Genomic DNA, 18,170 nt, shown 5'->3' on the forward strand with positions numbered 1-18,170 from the left:
CACTGCGTTCCGGTCTGGAACTTGAAGGCAATCGCGTCGATCACCTCCCGGTGATCCCTCCAACGGCCACCACGCATCGGCGTCCGGTCCGGGAGTAACGGCTCGATCCGCGCCCACTGCGCGTCAGTCAACGACACACCCGGACCAACGATCCGATGATCTAAACGAAACGCCCTAGGCGTGGGCCGCCGCCAAGGCGGTGAGGATGCGTTGGGTCTTGCTGTCGGGATGTTCGGAGGGCGTCACACCGCGTTTCCGCACCGCGTCGTTCAGCTTTTCCTGACGGCGTTCGGCCCGCGCCGTCAGCTTCTCTGCATCGTCCTCGTCTTTGGGCTTCACCCGGATCGACGCCTCCAGGAAGTCGAGGCCGGCGACCGACCATGCTTCCAGGTCCACGTCCAGGTCACCGAGCGGGACGTCGTCGAACTTCATCGAGTGAACCGGCCCCAGCGCGACCAGGCCATCGCGCCGGAGGTCGGGAGTGCAAGCGTGCAGGAACTGATCCTGCAGGGCGTCGATCGCCGCGGCCGGATCGCCCCCGGGCTTCAGCGCGGTCGACAGCTTTCCGGGCCTGTGATCCTGCACCAGAGAGGCGGCCAGTACACGTTTGCTCCCCGACCAGTCCTCCTCGATCTTGTAGGTGAGCGGCTCCGTCTTGAACGGAGCGGAGAACCGGCCGACGAGCTGCTCCCGCAGGCACGGACGCAACTTGACGGTCAGGTCGTCCGGACCGCCCCCGATCCTGAAACGCACGATCACGCCGGCGTCCAGCAGGGGCACTCGTCCCTCGGCGATGCCGTCGCGGTCCTCAGCGAACCAGATTCGACGTTTGGTCATCGCGCGGCCCGACGTGCCGAGGGCCGATAGGGCCTCCGCGACGTCGCCTTCGATGTTCACCTTGATCTCGACCGGCAACAGGTCCATGGCGTAGCTCCCGCACGGTTCCCAGACGTCGTCGCCTACGTTCGTGCCGACACTGCGGGACTTCCGAAGCAAGGCCCGTGAATGGTGACTCCGATCCGGGCCCGGCAAGTGCGGCAGTGCTCGTCATGCCGACTCATCTTCAGGGTATCCAGGCCACACGCGACCTGCAGCCCGGAGGCCGTCCGGCAAGGGCTCTCCTAAAGCGTGCTCTTTAAAAGGCGCAGTCCTTTGGAAGAAATCAAATGCCGGGGCGCTTGGGTTCCAACCCCGCAAACAGGCGCCGGCCGCTCATGCCCTTGCCCGCCGTGCCCGATCAGCCCCGGCTGACCGCCAACCATGAGGCGATCAGGCAGCCACCGCGCAGGCCCCACCAGAGCTTCCAGGAGCCCTGCACCCGACTGAAGACGCCTGCCATCACCCGCATGGGCGGGCTTGGCGAGCCATGTGTCGTGTGAAGCGTAGAGGCTGGCAGCGCAGTCTTCGTCCCGAGACTGCCAGCCCGCGCCGTAACGAAGGTGATCCATGAGCCCCGACGCCTCGGAACCCTCCCGCCGCACAAGGAAAACCCCGGCCCGAAGCACACCTTCGGCCAAGAAGACCACACCGTCCAAAAAGCAGGCAGCCGGCAAATCCTCCCCCTCCCGCAGACGTGAGGGCAGCGGCGAGCTTCGGTCAGGACCCATCGCGGGAACCACGCTGGTGAGCGGTGCGACGTTTGGCCCCAAGGCCCTCCGCTACGCCGAGGTGGAGGGGCTGGCGATGTTCGAAGGGGACATCGTGCTCGGCACGGTCGAAGAGCTGACCGCAGCGGCCGACAGCAGGCCGCTCGCGTCCGTCGGTATCTCGGCCGGGCCGGATCAGCAGCGTCGCTGGCCGAACGCGACGGTCCCGTTCGAGATCGATCCCGGTCTGCCCAAGCAGGAGCGTGTCACGGATGCCATCGCACACTGGCATTCGCGTACCCGATTGCGGTTCGTCGAGCGGACGTCTGCCAATGCGGCTCAGTTCCCGGACTTCGTGCGTTTCGTGCCGGGCAGCGGGTGCTCCTCGCACGTAGGTCGACGGGGCGGCCAGCAGAACATCACGCTGGGTCCCAACTGCTCCACGGGCAACACCATCCACGAGATCGGGCATGCCGTGGGCCTGTGGCACGAGCAGAGCCGTGAGGACCGGGATCAGCACGTCACGATCGTGTTCGCGAACATCCAGCCGGACATGCAGCACAACTTCCTACAGCACATCGCGGACGGCGACGACCTGGGACCGTACGACTTCGGCTCGCTCATGCACTATCCGGCGACGGCCTTCGCGATCGACCCGAACCAGCCGACCATCATTCCGCGCGTGCCGCTCCCGCCGGGTGTGACGATGGGGCAGCGCACGGGGCTGTCGCAGGGCGACATCGACGGAATCCACATGATGTATCCGGCCGCTGTGACGCCCACGATCAAGGAAGTGGCCAAGGATCCCGTCGTCGACACGACCTTCAAGGAGGCAACCAAGGACCCCGTATTCGACGGGCTGCCTCCCAAGACTCCAGGGTTCGACCTCATGAGCCCGGCGACGCCGTCCAGTCCGTTCGTGCTGGCCACGCCCCATCAGTCACCGGCGATGGCCGGTCAGCCGGATGGAGTGGCCGAACAGGTACGTCAGTTGGGCCTGATGGTCACCGTTCTGCAGCAAGGGCTGTCCGCAGTCCAGGCGAGTTACAACCTGCTTCTGGCTCAGGCGGGAGCTCAACCTGTCGGTGCCCCTGGGCAGCCTCGATGATCCTGGTCGTCTCGCACGACGAGGACCACGCGCGCGCGGTAGTGCGCCGATTGGAGGCGGACGGGCGTGAGGTGGTCCGCCTCGACCTGGCCGACTTCCCCGCCCGCGGCGAAATCACTCTCGACTACGCCGCGGCCGGGGAACCGGTCTACACGGTCCGAACGCCGACGGCCCACGTCCGGCTCGACCGGTGCCACGTCGCATGGTGGCGGCGCGTGCGCCCCTTCACCGTCGACCGCGGACTGCGCACCCTCCGGGACCAGCACTTCGCGATGAACGAGACCGGCCAGGCGCTGCACGGCCTGTTCCACTCGCTCAACTGCACCTGGATCAATCCACCCGCCCTGGACGGGGTCGCCCATCACAAGCCCTACCAGTGGGAAGTGGCACGCCGCGTGGGGCTCACCCTGCCTCGTACGCTGGTCACCAACGAGTCGGGGCGGGCTCGCCGTTTCATCCAGGAGACAGGCCTCGGCCGTACGGTTTTCAAGGGCTTCATCGCCTCCGCCGACGCGTGGCGGGAGACCCGGCTCGTCCGCACGGAGGATCTTGCGGCACTGGACGCGGTGCGGTACGCCCCCGTGATCTTTCAGGAGTACGTGCCGGGAACCGATCTGCGGGTCACTGTTGTGGGCGATCGTGTCTTCGCTGCCGAGATCGATGCCTCGCAGACCGGCTATCCGGTGGACATGCGCATGGTCGTTCACGAAGCTCGAGTACGACCGGTAACCCTCCCTTCAGCCGTCAGCGATGGCCTCCTGCGTCTCATGCGCAACCTGGGCCTGGTATACGGGGCCATCGATCTTCGGCGGCGTTCCAGCGGGGAGTACGTTTTTCTGGAGGTGAACCCGGCGGGTCAGTGGTTGTTCGTGGAAGAACGGACCGGTCTGCCCATCACGGCGGAGGTCGCCGCACTCCTGGCTCATCTCGACGGACGTGAGCCCGCCACGGCCTCAGTGTCAGGGTCTTTGCGAGGTGGAACGCCATGACGGGCACCATCACCGGTCTGGTGGCCCTGCCACCCGACACGCCGACGGGAACGGCCGCGTCTCTTCTGGTGGAGGTACGGGACGTTTCGCTGGCCGACGCCCCGTCCACAGTGGTCGGGGCACAGGTCCAGACGGACATCCAGCTGTCTCCGGGAGGCCGGGTTCCCTTCAGTGTGAACGTGCCCGGCCTCGACCCCTCCGCCTCCTACGGACTGCGCGTCCACATCGACCGGTCGGGGAGTGGAATCGTAGAAACCGGCGACCTGCTCAGCACTCAAGCGATACCGGTCCGGACAGAGTTTGCTGAGGAGCTGGAAGCGCCGGTCAGCGTCGTGTGACCGCATACGAACCGTGTACCGGTCGGGCAGCCCGACCCAAGGGACGACGGGAGCCATCCGGCACAGAAATCAAGCGGACCGCAGATGCAGGAGACACTCATGTTCGGTCAAGTAAATGCAATCACCACTCAGCAGCCGATCGCCATGATCAAGGTCAGTGTCTATCGCGACCTGACTCTCGTCGAACACACCTTTACCGATACTGAGGGGCGGTACGACCTGGCGATTCCCGCAGGAGACGTTGTGACCGTACGGTTCGACACCCATGAAACGCTGGACAACGCCCACGCCTGGCATCCTTCTGTGGTGGCCAATGTGGTGGCCAGCGATGAGGTCCCCTTCGACCGCTACCTACTCCCCACCGGGCATGGCGCCGCTGAGGACTCAGCCGTGGATGCCCTGAGCGGATATCTCTTCACCACGGGCCTGTGGAGTGACACCGGCCAGAGTGCCGAGTTCGCTCGCGCGGCAGCCTCTCGTTTGTCCAGCCTCAAAGTAACCAGCAGGACACTTCAGGACATCCAGCAGCGGCTCATCGAGCACTTCCGGGCAGCTGCGGAGTAGGAGCTGTCACTGTCCTCAACTACATATGACAGAGAGCGGTTACTCCCGGTTGGTCCTGTTCTCCGCGCTAACAGTGGCTAACACAATGAGCTGGTTCGGTCCTGCTGGCCGTGTCCATGTGGGGAGTTGAGCGTTCCGCCCGGTATGGGGGCGTCGCCTTGGATCGTGCCGGATGAGTTGTGGGACAGCTTGGAGCCGCTGCTACCGAAGCGGCCGAGGCGGTTCAGGTATCCGGGGCGGAAGCCGTTGCCGGACCGGGAGGTCTTGTGCGGGATCTTGTACGTCCTGCACACCGGCATCCAGTGGGAACACCTCCCTCAGGAACTCGGGTTCGGCTCGGGGATAACGTGCTGGCGCCGGCTCCGCGACTGGAACGAGGCGGGCGTGTGGCAGCGGCTGCACGAAGTGCTCCTAGCCGAGCTGAACGCGGCCGCGCGACTGGACTGGTCGAGGTGCGTGGTCGACTCCTCGCACGTTCGGGCGTTAAAAGGGGGATCCACACGGGACCGTCGCCGGTCGACCGAGGGCGGGCCGGCTCGAAACACCACGTGATCACCGACGGCCACGGCACCCCGCTCGCCGTCCTGTTGACCGGCGGCAACCGCAACGACGTCACCCAGCTCCTGCCGCTGCTCGACGCCGTCCCGCCGGTGCGCGGCAGGATCGGACATCCCCGCCGCAGGCCCGACTCCCTGTTCGCCGACCGCGGCTACGACCACGACGTCTACCGCGACCAGGTCCGCGCCCGCGGCATCGTTCCCGCCATCGCCCGACGCGGAGCTCTGCACGGGATCGGCCTGGGCACCTACCGGTGGGTGGTCGAGCGAACCATCGCCTGTCTACATGGCTTCCGCCGGCTCCGCATCCGCTGGGAAAGACGAGCTGACATCCACGAAGCCTTCCTCAAGCTCGCCTGCTGCCTGATCACCCACCGACAACTCAGGTCCTTATGTGAGCCGCCGATAGCCGGTTAAGAACTTCGTTGGGAGTGAAGCTCCAGCCGACCAGGCGCGGCCCGCTCCAGTTGATGCCGATCACGAGTCCATCCCGGGCGGCATCGGGCAGTACGCGATCGCACCAGGTGTCCAAGGGCACGGACTCAACGCGGAGCCCATGCCCCCAGATCTTTGCTGCCCTCTGGGCGCGGGGCGAGGTCGACCAGAAGGGAAGACTTCGCGTGCCGTCCGCAGAGAGGTGAGTCGGGCTTCCGTCGTCATCCCGGACAAGCCAGACCACGCTGCTTTGGCGGACGTCTCGGAAGAATGCCGCCGATTGCGAACCGCTCTGACTCATGGCCACCGAGCCTACCGTTCTCCAACACTCATTTCGTTAGGAGTTCTAAGCCTTTGTCAGTTCAGCAAGCTGATCGCCGCTTTGCGGTGCGGGGTCCGGATCGATGCGCAAGAGCGGCCGTGGAGCCTGCGTCTGAAGTCCCGTGTGCTCCGTCCGCCGGGCTACGCTGCGGGCAAACGGCCACCTACACAAGGTGGGGACTGTGAGCCGGAGACCACTGCTGTTTCTGGACATCGACGGGCCTCTGGCTACACCAACGTCCAGCTCCCGGCCGAGGTACAAGGTTCTTCGGCAGTGGGAAGCCCGCGGTCGTACAGGCGGCCGGCGACGATGTGGCTCAACCCCGGACACGGCGAGGCCCTGCTGACCCTGGGCTTCGAGCTGTGCTGGGCGAGCGCCTGGATGAGCGATGCCAACCAGTGGATCGGCCCGCTCCTCGGCCTCCCGTCACTGCCGTTCGTCGACTTCGGCGACAGCCTGATGCGCGAGCGGCCGGACGGAGTCCACTGGAAGTCCGCGCCTGTGGTGGCCTACGCCGATGGTCGGCCCTTCGCCTGGGTGGACGACGAGCAGACCGATGCCGACCACGCCTACATCTCCACCATCCACCCGGCCCCGGCGCTGCTCCATCACGTCAACCCACGCATCGGCTTGCGGCCGGACGACTTCACCGCCTTGGCCAGCTTCGCCGCCTCACTCTCCCGCTCCGCCGCACCGTCCTGACTCTCCTTGTGGGACCAGGCCAATCCCGAGGGAGGACGTCCTGTCGGCGTCCGGCATCCTGGTCGACCACGGGTTTGTGACCGGCTGAAATGGCTGGCGGAAGGCGTCGTTGGACGTGTAGGAAGGGCGCCATGAGTACCTCCGGCCACCACCACTCAGCCGATCCCGACCCGCGGACGTTTTACCGCACCACGCTGGACCTGGGCGATATTCTGCTGCGCCCGTGGGGGCGGGCAAGCGCCGAGCCGGACACGCTGGTGGACGGCCTGATCGTCGCTGCGGCGGATCCGCTGATCGCCCTGTGGAACCCTCTCGCGATATCGGACCGCGATGACGCCCTTGGATGGCTGGAAGTTCGAGAGGGTGGTTGGGACTCCGGTGTGAGTGCGTCCTTTGCTGCGCGGAACGCTGCGGACGGCGTCCTGCTGGGCGGAGTTACCGTTCGGTGGGTCGACCGCGCGGACGGTCTAGCGATGATCGGATACTGGACCTTGCCGACTGCCCGCGGACGGGGCGTGGCCACCCGGGCAACGAGGGCGGTAACGACCTGGGCCTTCCGTACAGCTGATGCCCGCCGGATCGAGATCGCCCACGCCGTCGGCAACAAAGCCTCCTGCCGGGTGGCCCACCGCTGCGGCTACCTCCCAGAGGGCACGCTGCGCGACTCACATCGCTTCGGTGATGGCGCGTACCACGATGAGCACTTGCACGCCCGCCTGGCCACAGACCCAGGACCGGCCGATCCCGCGGAGTGGTCGACTGCCTAGGTGCAGTCGGCCTCGGTCTCCGGGCCAGGAGCCACGGATCAAGACCGTCGCCGGCCCGTGCCGCATCAGCGCAAGTTCGCCCGGTCGCGTTGCGCGAGCTGAGTCGCTCCAGAGCTGATGGGTGGTTTCAGCGCGTGTAGGGGGCCTCAGATAGGCTCAAGCATGCGATCTCGGACAGGCGGCATGTGGTGGGGGACCACGATCGAAGCGCCGGACCCTGGTGGCTTGGCAAAGTTCTACGCTGAACTTCTCGGTTGGCACATCGGGCACGAAGAGCCGGGAACGGCCATCGTGGCAGCCTCCCCGCAAGGACCGTTCTTCGTGTTCCAGCAGGCGGAGGGTTATCGGGCTCCGGTGTGGCCACCTGGTGACGGCGACCAACGCCCGATGATGCACTTCGACTTCCAGGTCGGCGAACTGGACTCAGCGGTCGCCGAGGCGGTCGCCCTGGGGGCCACCGTGGCGGAGTTCCAGCCGCAGGAAAACGTCCGCGTGCTGTTTGACCCGGCCGGCCACCCTTTCTGTCTGTGCCGCGACGACGACTAGGTCAGGCGGCGTTCGCCCTGCTCCTGCCCTGCACGGATAGCAGCGGCATCTGCGCGAGCCGCCAAGCCACGACCGACCCGGCGCCCTTGCGAATGATCCGGCCTGCAGCGTTGCATGCCAGCGTGTCGCCGAGTCGGTCGGTCGATTGTTTGCTCACACTGCCCCATGCCCGCAGAAATGCCCTCCGCACCACCAGTGGAACTCGCGATCACGGCTGCCCTCACCGTGGTTGCGGGTGCGGTGGATGCGATCACCTTCCTGACCATGGGGCACCTGTTCGCTGCGCTCACGACGGGCAACCTGCTGTTCCTGTCCTTCGCCCTGGTTGGAGAGGGCCAGGTGCCAGTCGCCCGGCCTGCTGCGGCACTGATCGCGTTCGCCTGCGGTGCTGCAGCGACCACTTGGGCGTCTCGACAGATCGACAGCCGCGGACGTGGGTGGTTTTCCGTCGCCCTGATCTCCGAGTCTGTCCTTCTCGGAGCTGCGGGGGCGCTGGTCCTGTGGCGTCACGGAACAGGGTCGCTGACGAACGACCCGGACTTGGTGGCCATTGCCATCGTCTCCTTCGCGATGGGCATGCGGGCCGTGACCATTCTGCTGTTCGGCGTAGCGGAGATGCCGACCCTGCTTGCCCAGATGTCCATGGTGAAACTGATCGCAGAGTTTGTCGGGAGACCGCGCGCGCTCCGAGGCACAGACGCGGTAGGGCAACGGGTCGCACGTACTCCCCTCGCCGCGACCGTGGGCGGATTGGTCCTCGGTGGAGTGGCGGGTACGCTCATGGTGCCCTGGGGAACAGGGCGGGCGCTCGTCGTCGTCGCGGCCGTCGTACTTGCCCTGTCTGTCGCACACATCCTCATGTGCCGCCCACTGGTGAGTGATGGCGGGACATGAAGCGACCCGAACCCGCACATGCGCAGACTCGTTCTCGACGACCCGGCGTCCACGCCCGAACCGGTGGAGCGGCTCAGCCGCGATCCGAGCGAGGAGGTCCGCTACCGAGCCGCCACCGACTCGCGAATGTCACCGGTGACTGGGGCGCTGCTGCTGGACGACCTGCACGTCCGTGTAGATGGTCGATCTGATCAGCGTCCCCGCCGCGGGGGGCGTTGTCACAGCGGGATGGTATTCCTGCCGCATGACCATTGATCGTGTCGACGTCGCCGAACTGGCCCTACTACGCGCGACCTTCTCCGGCGACGACGGAGCAGAGCCGGCCCTCGGCTGGGACTCCGTGGCAGCCTTCGAGGCAGAGCATGGGATCGAGCTGCCCGAGCCGTACCGGACCTTCGTGGCCGAGATAGCGGACGGCTCCGCCTCCGGACCGCCGGAATACGGGCTCCTGCCGTTGGCGAAGCTGCCCGCTGACTGGGATGGCGATCAGCGGGACCGCGATCTGAGCAAGCCGTTCCCGCTGACAGAAGCCTGGCTGTGGGAGGACGACGCAGATCCGGATCTGGATACGGACGAGCGTCTTGAGCAGGTGGACGACCACGGCTCGATCGTCCTGGGCACGGACGGGTGCGCTATGACCTGGCACCTGATTGTGACGGGCGCTCATCGCGGGCACGTCTGGCAGGTCACTGACGTCGGGGCTGTCCCCTTTGGAGCGCAGTTCGGATTCACGACGGCTTTGCCGGGATTTGCCGGTTGGGTGAGGCATTGGGCGTCAGGCAAGCCCTGGTATGACGCGGAGGCGGGCCACGTGCGCCCGGACGGCTGAACAAGCTTCCGCCGCAAGCAACAAGCGCGCTCGCGCTCTCACAGAAAGCGCCAGAGGTGATCGGCCGTGCCGTTGTCGTCGAACTGGACCACTTGCGCGCTGTCGGCGGTCGACATGCCGTCCACGCCCAGCACCTTGTTGCTGTGCTTGTTGAGGACGCGGTACCAGCCGTCGCCGTTGTCGATCAGCCTCCAGAGATGATCGACTGTTCCGTTGTCCTCGAACTGCACGACGACGGCGCTGTTCTCCGTCGACATGTGGTCGACGCCGAGGACCTTGCCGCTGTGGCCGTTGCGGATCAGGCACCAGCCGTCGCCCTTGTCGATGAGCTGCCAGGCGTGGTCGCCGGTACCGGTGTTGGCGAACTGCACGACACGGGCGCTGTTCTCCGTGGACATCCCGTCCACGGCGAGGACTTTGCCGCTGTTCCTGTTCGTCAGACGGCGGAAGGGCGGTTCCGGGGTCCACAGCCTGCCGTCGGGGGCTGCCGTGGGGAGGGAGGCAATGCGCAGGCGGGCCGCACCCGAGGGGATGAGGGTGACGGCTTCCACGGGGGCGGAACTGCGGGCCGGGCTGTCCTGGAGCGGGGTGACGACGTGTTCGTCGTCCGCGATCCATTCCGGTATGCGCCGGGCCTGCGCTGAGATCCGCACGGGCGAGGCCTGGGGAGTGAAGGGCTGGTCCGGCACGGCGGAACCGGTCTGAGTGACGGTGAGCTGCGTGTCCGGGACCAGGCCGTAGTTCCACGGGGTCGTGGCGTGAACCTCGTAAGCAGGGAAGGTGTCGGTTCCACCAATGCGCTCATAGCGTTCCCCGAGGTTCAGGGAGTACGTGAGCGGGCCTCGCTCGACGCTCACGGCGCCGTGCTGATCGGGCCAGCCGCGCAGCCGGGCCTGCTGGGGGAAGCGGACGCGGACGACGTCTCCCTCGCGCCAGGTGCGTTCCACGCGTGCCCAGGAGGGGCCGTCCGAGGCCGCGACCGCGGTGCCGTTCACGCGGAGCTCGGGGCTGTGGCACCAGCCGGGGATGCGCAGGTGCAGGGGGAACCGCACCGGGCGGGGCGTGGAGACGGTGAGGGTGACCGTGTCCCCGAAGGGGTAGTCGGTGGTCTCGGTGACGGTCACGGTCGTGCCGCCGGCGACCTGGGTACGGACCGAGTTGGGTGCGTAGAGCGCGGCGGCGAGGCCGCCGTCAGGGGTGGCGAGCCAGAGTTCCTCGGTGAAGTACGGCCAGCCCATGCCGTAGTTGTGAGGGCAGCAGCGGTACTGGTCGACGCCGGCCTGGAAGGCCTGCATGGCGAAGCCGTTCTGGAACTGGCCCTGCGTCTTGGTCCCGTTGTCGAGGTCGATGCTGTTGGCGCTGGTGATGTAGTGGATGGATGTACCGTCCGGGTCCAGGGACGCGGGGAGCATGTTGAACGCCAGGTCCTCGCAGCGGTCCGCCCACACGGGATCACCGGTGATCCGCGTAAGCAGCTCGTGGCTGGCCATGAACTCGACGATGCCGCAGGTTTCGAAGCCCTGGCGGGGATCCGTGAAACCGGGCCGGTAGTTCTCGTCCCCCGCCATCCCTCCACCGGGGAACCTGCCGTACTCGGCCATGACGGCGTCGTAGGCACGGTAGGTCGCCCGGGTGAGGTCGGCCGAGTCGATGACCTGCGCGTACTGGGCGGGCTCACGGAATCCCTGGGCGATGTTGACGTTGTGCCGGCTCGGGGTGACGCCGGTCCAGTCGGCTCCGTGGGTGTGCATCTTGGCCGCGAGGTCGAGCAGGAACGACTCACCGGTACGGCGGTGGAGCCATACGGCGATGTCGAGTCCGTCGCCCCAGCGATAGGACACCCAGCTGGTGTTGAAGGCGCCGGGCCCCTGATCGTTCATGAAGCGCAGGAAGCGGACCAGGAAGGGCACCACGCGCTGATCGCCGGTGTACTCCTCATGGCTTCGCAGGGCTTGCATCAGCGGCAGGAAGGGCCAGAAGTCGGGGCCGCCGTTGAGGGAGGAGCGCAGCGCGCGCGGCCCGAAGAAACCGTCGCTCTGCTGCGTGGCGAGGATGGCGTCCACCCACTCGCGCGACCTGGCCAGCGCACCGGCGTCGCGCGTGGCGATCGCCAGCGGAATGTAGCCGCGCAACCAGTAGGGGACCTCTTCCCAGGCATTGCGCTCGGGGTGCACCCAGCCGGTGGCCGAGAAGTCGAGGAAGTGGGAGCCGGCCTCGAAGCGACCGCACAGACCGTCGAGTTGCAACCGGAGTTGCCCGGCGAGCCATCCACGGGCGGTGACGCTGCCCGGCCGAAGCCTGTGGAACTTGTCGGGTACGCGGGTCTCGGCCGACGGAGCGGGCGCCGCCGCCGCGACTCCGGCGAACGAGGTGCCGAGAGCGGCGGCTCCCAGCGAGAACGAGCCCGCGCCTAGTAACGCCCGTCTGCTGATGGACATGTGGACGACCTGCTTTCGGGAAGGGAGCCGACGATGAGCGGGGACAACGTTGTCTCACCCTCAGGTGCACGAGCAACGCGCCTCTGCAACGTTAGAAATTCCCGACCGTTGGCATGACAGCACGCCCGAAGAGACCTGTCCAGGGGTAGCGCACCAAAGGATGCAGTGGTGAACCGCCCGCGCGTTCGCGCTGAACGGACGTAGGCAGGAGGGAAGTTGTAGTAGGGAACGGCCTGCCGGACGGCTACCCGACCGTCATGAACTGCCGGCTAGGAATCCGAGCGCAGCCCCAGAGCGCTGTGCTGAATCACCCCGGCGGGCGCATCGGCCGCCCCGGACCCCCGGCCCGTCAACTCGACCAACATCGAGCGGAGGTCCTGCGCCGGTTCGCCCAGCACGATGGCGCTGATCACCAGCTCGAGCATGAGGCAGTCGTACTCGTCGTCCGTGCCTCGGTAGCGCTTGGGGTCGCGTTCCACGACCGCACTGGCGATCCGCCAACCACCGTCGTCCGTCGGCGCGAAGGTCGCTTCGAAAACTCCGCGACCGGTCCAGCTTCGGTGCAGGAAGACAACCTCGTCTTCCGCGAAGACGTACCACTTCTCGTCCATGCCCCGCGCCGCGTAGCCGCGCTGGATCTGCTCCCAGTCCTCATCCGACCAGACCCGCTGCGGCAGTTGCGGCATCGGCTGAGGGGCGGATATCGGCTTGAGGCGGCGGGAAAGCGCGGACCGGGTCACGCGTTCGGCGGTGGGCATGCAGTGATCCTACGGAACAAGCCGAACACGCCCCCAGCAGGTCCCCCCGCGATCAAATTGCTCTGCGGACGTCGCGGCTGCTCCGGGGAGTGATGGTCACGGCCCGGGCGGGCTGTGGTTCGCCTGGGTGGGCCGGGATGCGTTCCAGGACCCCGCCGGCGAAGACGTCGTAGAGCGGCAGGGTTTCGAGGTGGACGTAACCGATGTGGCAGTCGCAGACCGTCAGTGGGCAGGGACGGGGGCGCAGGGCGGCGCGGTAGGAGCCGTCGTAGAGGTTGCCCAGTTCGGCTCGGACGAAGTGGCAGCGGCGGACGGTGCCGTCACCGTCGACCGAGATCACGGACTCCCCGGTGCGGCAGGGCAGGCCGGCGCTGGCGTGCGGGTGGCGGCTGTAGGGGAAGAGGGGATCGAGGGCGGTCCAGTCGTCGGCCTCGGCGTCCTGGTAGGTGTGGCCCTCGGCTGCGTTGATCCACAGGTATACGTGTGCGGGTAGCTCGGCGCGCAGGCGGCGGGCCGCCTCCAGGTGGTCGGGCAGGCCGACGATGCCGACGCTGAAGCGGATCCCGCGGTCGGTGAGGTCGTGGCACTTGGCCAGGAAGCGGTCGTAGGGGGTCTGGCCCGGGTGGTAGGTGCACCACAGGGCAAGGGTTTCCGGGTCGGCGTCAGCGAGCCAGTCGGTGCGGCAGCTGAGGTTCGTCTGGATGGCGACGCGGCGGATGTGCGGCAGGTGAGACAACTCGGCGAGGGTGCGCCGGTACCAGGAGCGGACCAGGCCCTCGCCCCACGGTGTGAACAGCAGGGACAACCGGTCGTCGCTGTCGGCCGCCCAGCGGGCGAAGCGTTCCAGGGCGGCCCGGTCGGCGCGCAGTTGTGCGGTGGAGTCCCGTCGCTTGGCGAACGGGCAGTAGGGACAGTCGTAGTCGCAGGAAGCGAGCGGGCCGCGGTAGAGGACGGTCAGATCCATGGCGGACCGGTCACTTCCTTTCGTAGGCGGCCATGGCGGCCCGGACGGCGGGGGAGAACAGCTCGGGTCCCACGGCGTCGGAGTGGGCGAGTCCCTCCGGGGTGAGCCGCAGGTGCGCGGAGGCGGCCTCGGCCAGCCAGCCCCGGTCGGCCAGGCGATGCAGTTCCGTGCCGAAGTCGTCGAGTGGTGCGGTGCCGAAGCGGGCCTGGTAGTCCTCGACGGGCAAGCCTTCGGCCTGGAGGAGGGACTGCAACAGGTGGCGGCGGCGCGCCTCGTGCGGGTCCATGCGGTAGCCGACCTCGGCGCGGGCGAAGTCGGTGGTGGCGACGTAGTCGTCGATGATCCCGCGGACCTCGTGCATGCCGACCGCGTAGTCGAAGGAGTAGTGCAGGTCGGACGTGTACGAGCGGGCGCCGCAACCCAGACCGATCATGCCGTCGCTCTGGCAGGCGTAGTCGTCGGCGCCCTGCTGCGGACCGTCGGTACGGCGGAACATCCGCATCGACTGCTGGGTGTAGCCGTGGGCGAGGAGGTGGTCGCGGCCTGCGCGGTACAGGCGCAGCCGCTGGGTGTCCCAGTCCGGGTCGGGGCCGTCCGCGGCGCGGTGGCGGTCGAGTCCGGTCAGGGGCCTGACGTAGAGCGGGTAGAGGTACAGCTCCTCCGGCTGCCAGGCCAGGGCGGCGTCCAGGGACCGTAGCCAGGTCTGCTCGGTCTGGCCGTCGATGCCGTAGATGAGGTCGATGTTCAGGACCGGGATGGCCGTGTCGCGGATCCGGGCGAGCGCCGCGTCGACGTCGGCGCGGCGCTGCGGCCGTACGGCGGCCCTCGCTTCGGAGTCGATGAAGCTCTGGATGCCGAGGCTGAGCCGGGTGGTGCCGCGCTCGGCCAGGACCGCGAGACGGTCCGCGGTGGCCGTGGCGGGGGAGGCCTCGACGGACAGCGGGATCGCACGGAGGTCGGCGCCCATGCCCTGCTCGGCGATGTCGCAGAGGCGTTCCAGCTCGGCCGCGGTGAGGAAGGTGGGGGTGCCCCCGCCGAAGGCGGCGGTGGCGAACCGCACCGGCTCGCCGTCGCCCAGTGCTTCGCGTACTGCGTCGGCCTGCCGCTGAAGGGCGTCGAGGTACGCGCATGTCAGGCCGTCGGGGGCGCCGATGCGGGTGAAGAGGTTGCAGAAGCCGCAGCGCACCTCGCAGAACGGTATGTGCAGGTAGAGGGCCAGGGCGCTCTTGTCCTGCGCCGCCCACAGAGACCGTAGATCTGGCGGGTCGGACAGCCGGCGGTAGGCCGTCTTGTGCGGGTAGGCGTACACGTAGTGCTGGTACGGGCTGGTGAGCTGGTCGGTGGTCATCGCGGGGCCTTGACGGGGTCGAGGAAGAAGTGGGCGTACGGCACGGTCCACACGGACTCGTGGCCGAGGCGGTGACCGGTGTAGCCGTCGTCGCCGTAGGCGGTGCCGTGATCGGAGCAGACGATCGCGAAGCAGCGGCGCCGGGAACTCGCGGCGGCGAAGAGCCGGCCGATGTGCCCGTCGACGTACTCCAGCGCGGCGGCGTGCGTCTCGCGCGTGTCACCTGCCTCGCGGGTCGCGCCGGGCAGGTGGAACCAGTTGGGCTGGTGCAGCGCGGAGACGTTGACGAAGAGGAACAGCCGCTGCTCTGCGGGGAGGCCGGCGACGACCTGCTCGGCGCGGGCGACCTGGTTCTCGAAGGAGTGCGGCGAGGTCACGCCGAACTCCCGCTCCCAGTACGCCTCCTGGAACAGCCCGGGCAGTACGGCCCCGAGCGGGCCCTGCTTGTTGAAGAAGCCGACGCCTCCGATGCAGACGGTCCGGTAGCCCTGCTGGGCGAGTCCGGAGACGAACTCCGGGGTGTCGTAGACGAAGGTGCCGTCAGCGGTGGTCTCACTGCCCGCGAAGCTCGCCGCGAACAGCCGCGGGTGTGGCCCCGGTTCGGCCGGAGTCGGCAGGAAACCCGCGAAGATCGCCTGGTGCGAGGCGTAGGTGAAGCTGCCCGGCGCGTGACGCTTCTCCCAGCGGCCGCCGGGCAGGTGGCGTGCGAGGTTCGGGATACGCCCCTCGGCCGCCAGCTCGACGGCCACGTCATGGCGCAGCGTGTCGAGGGTGACCAGCAGGATGTCGTGGTGGCCGACGACCTCGTTCATGTCGGGCTCAGGCATGGAGCCTTCCCGCAAGTAGGGCGCAGGCGCGGGAAGTTCCTGCACGTCGGGCTCAGGCATGGGATGTTCCTGTTCTGTACTGGTGGAGCGGGCCGGGTGGGGCCGGTTCGCGCAGGGCGGCCTTCACCTGGGCGGCATACGTGTCCAGGCCTTCCGCGCCGCTGCCGGGGAGTCCGGTCAGCCGGGGCAGCAGGTCCCCGAAGGCGTTGACCTCGCCGACGAAGGCCCTGCGCCAGCCGATCGCCGGCAGCAGGTCCACACCGACACACAGGGTGCGCGGGAAGCAGGCCGCGGCCCGCTCGCACACCTCCAGTACGTCGGTCCAGCGGCCGCCCGCCCCGCCGACGGATTGCCGGGCGGTGGCTAGATCGCCCCGCCTGCCGCCGAGGTGCAGATTGGTCAGGGGTGTACGGCTGGTGCGGACCACGGCGTGGGTGGCCCGGCCGGCCACCACGACCACGCGCAGGTCGGCGGCCCGGCCCTGCTGGGAGGCCTTGGGAACCCAGCGCTCCAGGTGCAGCCCGTCGGGCGCGAGCGCGTCGACGATGGTGGCGATGTCCCGCTCACTGTCGTAGCGACGCACCCGGAGGGAGTTGTGGAGCGTGCCGTCCGGGGCGAGCTCGACGGATGTGGTGGCCCTGATCCGGCCGCCGCCGCCCGTCTCGACGGCGAGTACTCCTGACGCCGACGACCCGTGAGCGAGCTTGACGAACAGCCGCGGCATTCGGTGCTCGCGCATCAGCGACCGTACGTCGTCCCAGCCGCGCACCGGCGCCCCGCCCGGGCCCGAGGTGGGCGAAGCGGGTACCGGCACACCTGCCGCGTCGAGCAGGCCGTGGCAGGCGCGCTTGTCGAACAGCGCGGCGAGATCGTCGGGGTCGTCGAGGCGGACGCCGCCGCGCAGGGTGCGCAGCGCGGCGGTGAAGCGGGCGTACCAGCGGGCCGAGCCCTCGACCCGGGTGGGATCCGTGGTGCCCCGCAACATCCGGTCGACCTCGAGATTCTCGCCGGGGGAGTCGACCCGCACGATCTCGTCCGAGGCGAAGTCGGCTCCGCCGTCACGCAGGACGTCCCTCCAGGCGACGACGCGCGGGCCGGGCAGGCCGACCGCGCGCACCGCGTCCGCGAAGAGGGACACCCGCCGGTTCTCGGGATTGCCGACCACGGCGAAACGCGACGCGGCGGGACGGGAAACCAGCGGGGCCACGGAAGGTGTACTCACTCGCCCACCGCGACGTAACGCCAGACCGTGCCGTCGTCCTCCGTGTCCTCCTCAGCGTCGTCGCGATCGAGGTCGACCTGAACGCCCGCGGCCTCGAGCGTCTGGCGCACCCGCTCCTCGACCGCCTGGCTGAGGTAGTGATGGTGCAGGTCGAGCTTTCTCAGGTGAGTCAGAGGCTGACCGCTCAGCAGCGCGGTGGCTCCCTCGTCGGTCAGCACCCCCATGGACAGATCCAGCACTTCCAGGCGCTCCACCACGGGAGCGGAAGCCACAGCCGCGGCCACCGCGTCCTGCATCTCACTGTTGCGCAGCGCAAGATGACGCAGGCGCGGCAGCCGCGCGCCCGACAGGATCGGCTCCAGGTCGGAAGCCTCACTGTCGCCGCCGTAGTCGGGCGTGCCGAGCCACAGGTCGAGGAACTCCAGGGCGGGCAGGTCACTCGCGCCGATGCCGCGCACCACCTCGGCGGGCAGACCACCAGTCTCCACGACGAGCGTACGCAGCGCGCTGTGACTCAGTGCCGTGAACTCCAGCCCCGACCCACCCCGCACACCGAACTCCTCCAACGCCTGGAACCCGGCGAGAAGCGGAGACACGTCGGTCTGGTTGATCCAGGAGATCTCGCACTCCTCCATCACCATGTCCCCGAGGAACAGCGCACGCAGCGCGGGGAACCGGTCCCGGGCGGCCAACAGTGCCTCGATGACGGGGGAGGGGTCGGAGTCGTACGCCTCCTGCCAGGCCCCCACTATCAGCGCCCGCACCCGAGTGGTGTCGACGGCGGCGCAGAACCGGGAGAACGCCTTCTGCCACTCCTCGTCGGCGTCGTACACGTCGCTGGTTATCCGCCAGGCGACGGAGTCCGGCTCGGGCAGGTCGTCCGTCGTCGCGTCCGGGCCCGGAAAGTTGTGCGCGGGCATTCCGTGGAACAGGTCGAGGTGGTCACCGATGGTCATGCGCCGCTCCCGAGGAGGAA

The 18,170-nt window shown here is 68.2% G+C and carries 19 protein-coding genes and 1 pseudogene; 10 read left to right on the forward strand and 10 right to left on the reverse strand.

What is annotated here, in order from left to right:
• The coding region (locus ACWGDB_RS33630; protein WP_453825990.1) for a transposase at positions 1 to 137 on the reverse strand (137 nt) is incomplete at its 3' end.
• Positions 138 to 174: 37 nt separating this feature from the next.
• Complete coding sequence (locus tag ACWGDB_RS33635; protein ID WP_453825923.1) at positions 175 to 924, reverse strand: hypothetical protein; 750 nt, start codon at positions 922 to 924, stop codon at positions 175 to 177.
• A gap of 522 nt (positions 925 to 1,446) precedes the next feature.
• Here ACWGDB_RS33635 and legP point away from each other — a divergent pair.
• The 5 genes from legP (at position 1,447) to ACWGDB_RS33660 (ending at position 5,559) form a co-directional block, all read left to right on the forward strand.
• Positions 1,447 to 2,694, forward strand: coding sequence for a Dot/Icm T4SS effector Zinc-dependent metalloprotease LegP (legP, locus tag ACWGDB_RS33640; protein ID WP_453825924.1), 1,248 nt, complete (start codon positions 1,447 to 1,449; stop codon positions 2,692 to 2,694).
• Positions 2,691 to 3,683 (forward strand): MvdC/MvdD family ATP grasp protein, encoded by a 993-nt coding sequence (locus tag ACWGDB_RS33645; protein WP_453825925.1) that lies wholly within the window; start codon positions 2,691 to 2,693, stop codon positions 3,681 to 3,683. Before legP ends, ACWGDB_RS33645 begins: the two co-directional genes overlap by 4 nt.
• A complete protein-coding gene (locus ACWGDB_RS33650; protein ID WP_453825926.1) occupies positions 3,680 to 4,021 on the forward strand; it encodes a YbaY family lipoprotein in 342 nt (113 codons plus the stop codon). Before ACWGDB_RS33645 ends, ACWGDB_RS33650 begins: the two co-directional genes overlap by 4 nt.
• Before the next feature lie 99 nt (positions 4,022 to 4,120).
• A complete protein-coding gene (locus tag ACWGDB_RS33655) occupies positions 4,121 to 4,585 on the forward strand; it encodes a carboxypeptidase regulatory-like domain-containing protein (RefSeq protein WP_453825927.1) in 465 nt (154 codons plus the stop codon).
• A 144-nt stretch (positions 4,586 to 4,729) separates the two neighbouring features.
• Positions 4,730 to 5,559 (forward strand): IS5 family transposase gene (locus ACWGDB_RS33660; protein ID WP_453825991.1). Its coding sequence is split into 2 segments (ribosomal slippage): positions 4,730 to 5,053 and positions 5,056 to 5,559, totalling 828 coding nucleotides; the frame shifts between segments, so codons are not numbered across the junction.
• Here the strand turns inward: ACWGDB_RS33660 and ACWGDB_RS33665 are convergent.
• Positions 5,525 to 5,878, reverse strand: coding sequence for a DUF2750 domain-containing protein (locus ACWGDB_RS33665; RefSeq protein ID WP_453825928.1), 354 nt, complete (start codon positions 5,876 to 5,878; stop codon positions 5,525 to 5,527). The two genes, ACWGDB_RS33660 and ACWGDB_RS33665, sit on opposite strands and share 35 nt — an antisense overlap.
• Before the next feature lie 202 nt (positions 5,879 to 6,080).
• On the opposite strand from ACWGDB_RS33665, the pseudogene ACWGDB_RS33670 reads away from it, so the two are divergent.
• From ACWGDB_RS33670 to ACWGDB_RS33690, 5 genes and pseudogenes are all read left to right on the forward strand, one after another.
• Positions 6,081 to 6,601, forward strand: a pseudogene (locus ACWGDB_RS33670) (hypothetical protein).
• Positions 6,602 to 6,732: 131 nt separating this feature from the next.
• The gene (locus ACWGDB_RS33675) at positions 6,733 to 7,368 is read left to right on the forward strand and encodes a GNAT family N-acetyltransferase (protein ID WP_453825929.1); all 636 of its coding nucleotides are present in this window, start codon (positions 6,733 to 6,735) and stop codon (positions 7,366 to 7,368) included.
• 183 nt (positions 7,369 to 7,551) lie between these two features.
• Entirely contained in the window at positions 7,552 to 7,914 is a 363-nt protein-coding gene (locus ACWGDB_RS33680; RefSeq protein ID WP_453825930.1) for a VOC family protein, read from the forward strand.
• 195 nt (positions 7,915 to 8,109) lie between these two features.
• A complete protein-coding gene (locus ACWGDB_RS33685) occupies positions 8,110 to 8,808 on the forward strand; it encodes a YoaK family protein (protein ID WP_453825931.1) in 699 nt (232 codons plus the stop codon).
• A gap of 244 nt (positions 8,809 to 9,052) precedes the next feature.
• Entirely contained in the window at positions 9,053 to 9,637 is a 585-nt protein-coding gene (locus ACWGDB_RS33690; protein WP_453825932.1) for an SMI1/KNR4 family protein, read from the forward strand.
• 38 nt (positions 9,638 to 9,675) lie between these two features.
• Here the strand turns inward: ACWGDB_RS33690 and ACWGDB_RS33695 are convergent, their stop codons facing one another.
• The 7 genes from ACWGDB_RS33695 to ACWGDB_RS33725 form a co-directional block, all read right to left on the reverse strand.
• Positions 9,676 to 12,075: an RICIN domain-containing protein gene (locus tag ACWGDB_RS33695; protein WP_453825933.1), complete on the reverse strand. Its 2,400-nt coding sequence runs from the start codon at positions 12,073 to 12,075 to the stop codon at positions 9,676 to 9,678.
• Between the two features lie 269 nt (positions 12,076 to 12,344).
• Positions 12,345 to 12,761 (reverse strand): hypothetical protein, encoded by a 417-nt coding sequence (locus tag ACWGDB_RS33700; protein ID WP_453825992.1) that lies wholly within the window; start codon positions 12,759 to 12,761, stop codon positions 12,345 to 12,347.
• A 124-nt stretch (positions 12,762 to 12,885) separates the two neighbouring features.
• Positions 12,886 to 13,797 carry an STM4011 family radical SAM protein gene (locus tag ACWGDB_RS33705; RefSeq protein ID WP_453825934.1) on the reverse strand — a complete coding sequence of 304 codons (912 nt, stop codon included), beginning with the start codon at positions 13,795 to 13,797 and terminating at the stop codon, positions 12,886 to 12,888.
• A 10-nt stretch (positions 13,798 to 13,807) separates the two neighbouring features.
• Positions 13,808 to 15,145 carry an STM4012 family radical SAM protein gene (locus ACWGDB_RS33710; protein ID WP_453825935.1) on the reverse strand — a complete coding sequence of 446 codons (1,338 nt, stop codon included), beginning with the start codon at positions 15,143 to 15,145 and terminating at the stop codon, positions 13,808 to 13,810.
• Positions 15,142 to 15,957 (reverse strand): STM4013/SEN3800 family hydrolase, encoded by an 816-nt coding sequence (locus ACWGDB_RS33715; RefSeq protein WP_453825993.1) that lies wholly within the window; start codon positions 15,955 to 15,957, stop codon positions 15,142 to 15,144. Before ACWGDB_RS33715 ends, ACWGDB_RS33710 begins: the two co-directional genes overlap by 4 nt.
• A gap of 67 nt (positions 15,958 to 16,024) precedes the next feature.
• Positions 16,025 to 17,194, reverse strand: a complete 1,170-nt coding sequence (locus tag ACWGDB_RS33720) for an STM4014 family protein (protein ID WP_453825936.1) — start codon at positions 17,192 to 17,194, stop codon at positions 16,025 to 16,027.
• Complete coding sequence (locus tag ACWGDB_RS33725; RefSeq protein ID WP_453825937.1) at positions 17,191 to 18,150, reverse strand: STM4015 family protein; 960 nt, start codon at positions 18,148 to 18,150, stop codon at positions 17,191 to 17,193. The genes ACWGDB_RS33720 and ACWGDB_RS33725 overlap by 4 nt, the downstream gene beginning before the upstream one ends.
• Between the last annotated feature and the right edge of the window lie 20 nt (positions 18,151 to 18,170).

It is taken from the genome of Streptomyces sp. NPDC055013 (assembly GCF_053608645.1).

What these genes read in the sequence shown, in the direction of transcription:
- ACWGDB_RS33635 (WP_453825923.1), bottom strand. Translation starts at nt 924, where the DNA reads ATGGACCTGTTGCCGGTCGAGATCAAGGTGAACATCGAAGGCGACGTC.
- legP (WP_453825924.1), top strand. Translation starts at nt 1,447, where the DNA reads ATGAGCCCCGACGCCTCGGAACCCTCCCGCCGCACAAGGAAAACCCCG.
- ACWGDB_RS33645 (WP_453825925.1), top strand. Translation starts at nt 2,691, where the DNA reads ATGATCCTGGTCGTCTCGCACGACGAGGACCACGCGCGCGCGGTAGTG.
- ACWGDB_RS33650 (WP_453825926.1), top strand. Translation starts at nt 3,680, where the DNA reads ATGACGGGCACCATCACCGGTCTGGTGGCCCTGCCACCCGACACGCCG.
- ACWGDB_RS33655 (WP_453825927.1), top strand. Translation starts at nt 4,121, where the DNA reads ATGTTCGGTCAAGTAAATGCAATCACCACTCAGCAGCCGATCGCCATG.
- ACWGDB_RS33665 (WP_453825928.1), bottom strand. Translation starts at nt 5,878, where the DNA reads ATGAGTCAGAGCGGTTCGCAATCGGCGGCATTCTTCCGAGACGTCCGC.
- ACWGDB_RS33675 (WP_453825929.1), top strand. Translation starts at nt 6,733, where the DNA reads ATGAGTACCTCCGGCCACCACCACTCAGCCGATCCCGACCCGCGGACG.
- ACWGDB_RS33680 (WP_453825930.1), top strand. Translation starts at nt 7,552, where the DNA reads ATGTGGTGGGGGACCACGATCGAAGCGCCGGACCCTGGTGGCTTGGCA.
- ACWGDB_RS33690 (WP_453825932.1), top strand. Translation starts at nt 9,053, where the DNA reads ATGACCATTGATCGTGTCGACGTCGCCGAACTGGCCCTACTACGCGCG.
- ACWGDB_RS33695 (WP_453825933.1), bottom strand. Translation starts at nt 12,075, where the DNA reads ATGTCCATCAGCAGACGGGCGTTACTAGGCGCGGGCTCGTTCTCGCTG.
- ACWGDB_RS33700 (WP_453825992.1), bottom strand. Translation starts at nt 12,761, where the DNA reads ATGCCGCAACTGCCGCAGCGGGTCTGGTCGGATGAGGACTGGGAGCAG.
- ACWGDB_RS33705 (WP_453825934.1), bottom strand. Translation starts at nt 13,797, where the DNA reads ATGGATCTGACCGTCCTCTACCGCGGCCCGCTCGCTTCCTGCGACTAC.
- ACWGDB_RS33710 (WP_453825935.1), bottom strand. Translation starts at nt 15,145, where the DNA reads ATGACCACCGACCAGCTCACCAGCCCGTACCAGCACTACGTGTACGCC.
- ACWGDB_RS33715 (WP_453825993.1), bottom strand. Translation starts at nt 15,957, where the DNA reads ATGAACGAGGTCGTCGGCCACCACGACATCCTGCTGGTCACCCTCGAC.
- ACWGDB_RS33725 (WP_453825937.1), bottom strand. Translation starts at nt 18,150, where the DNA reads ATGACCATCGGTGACCACCTCGACCTGTTCCACGGAATGCCCGCGCAC.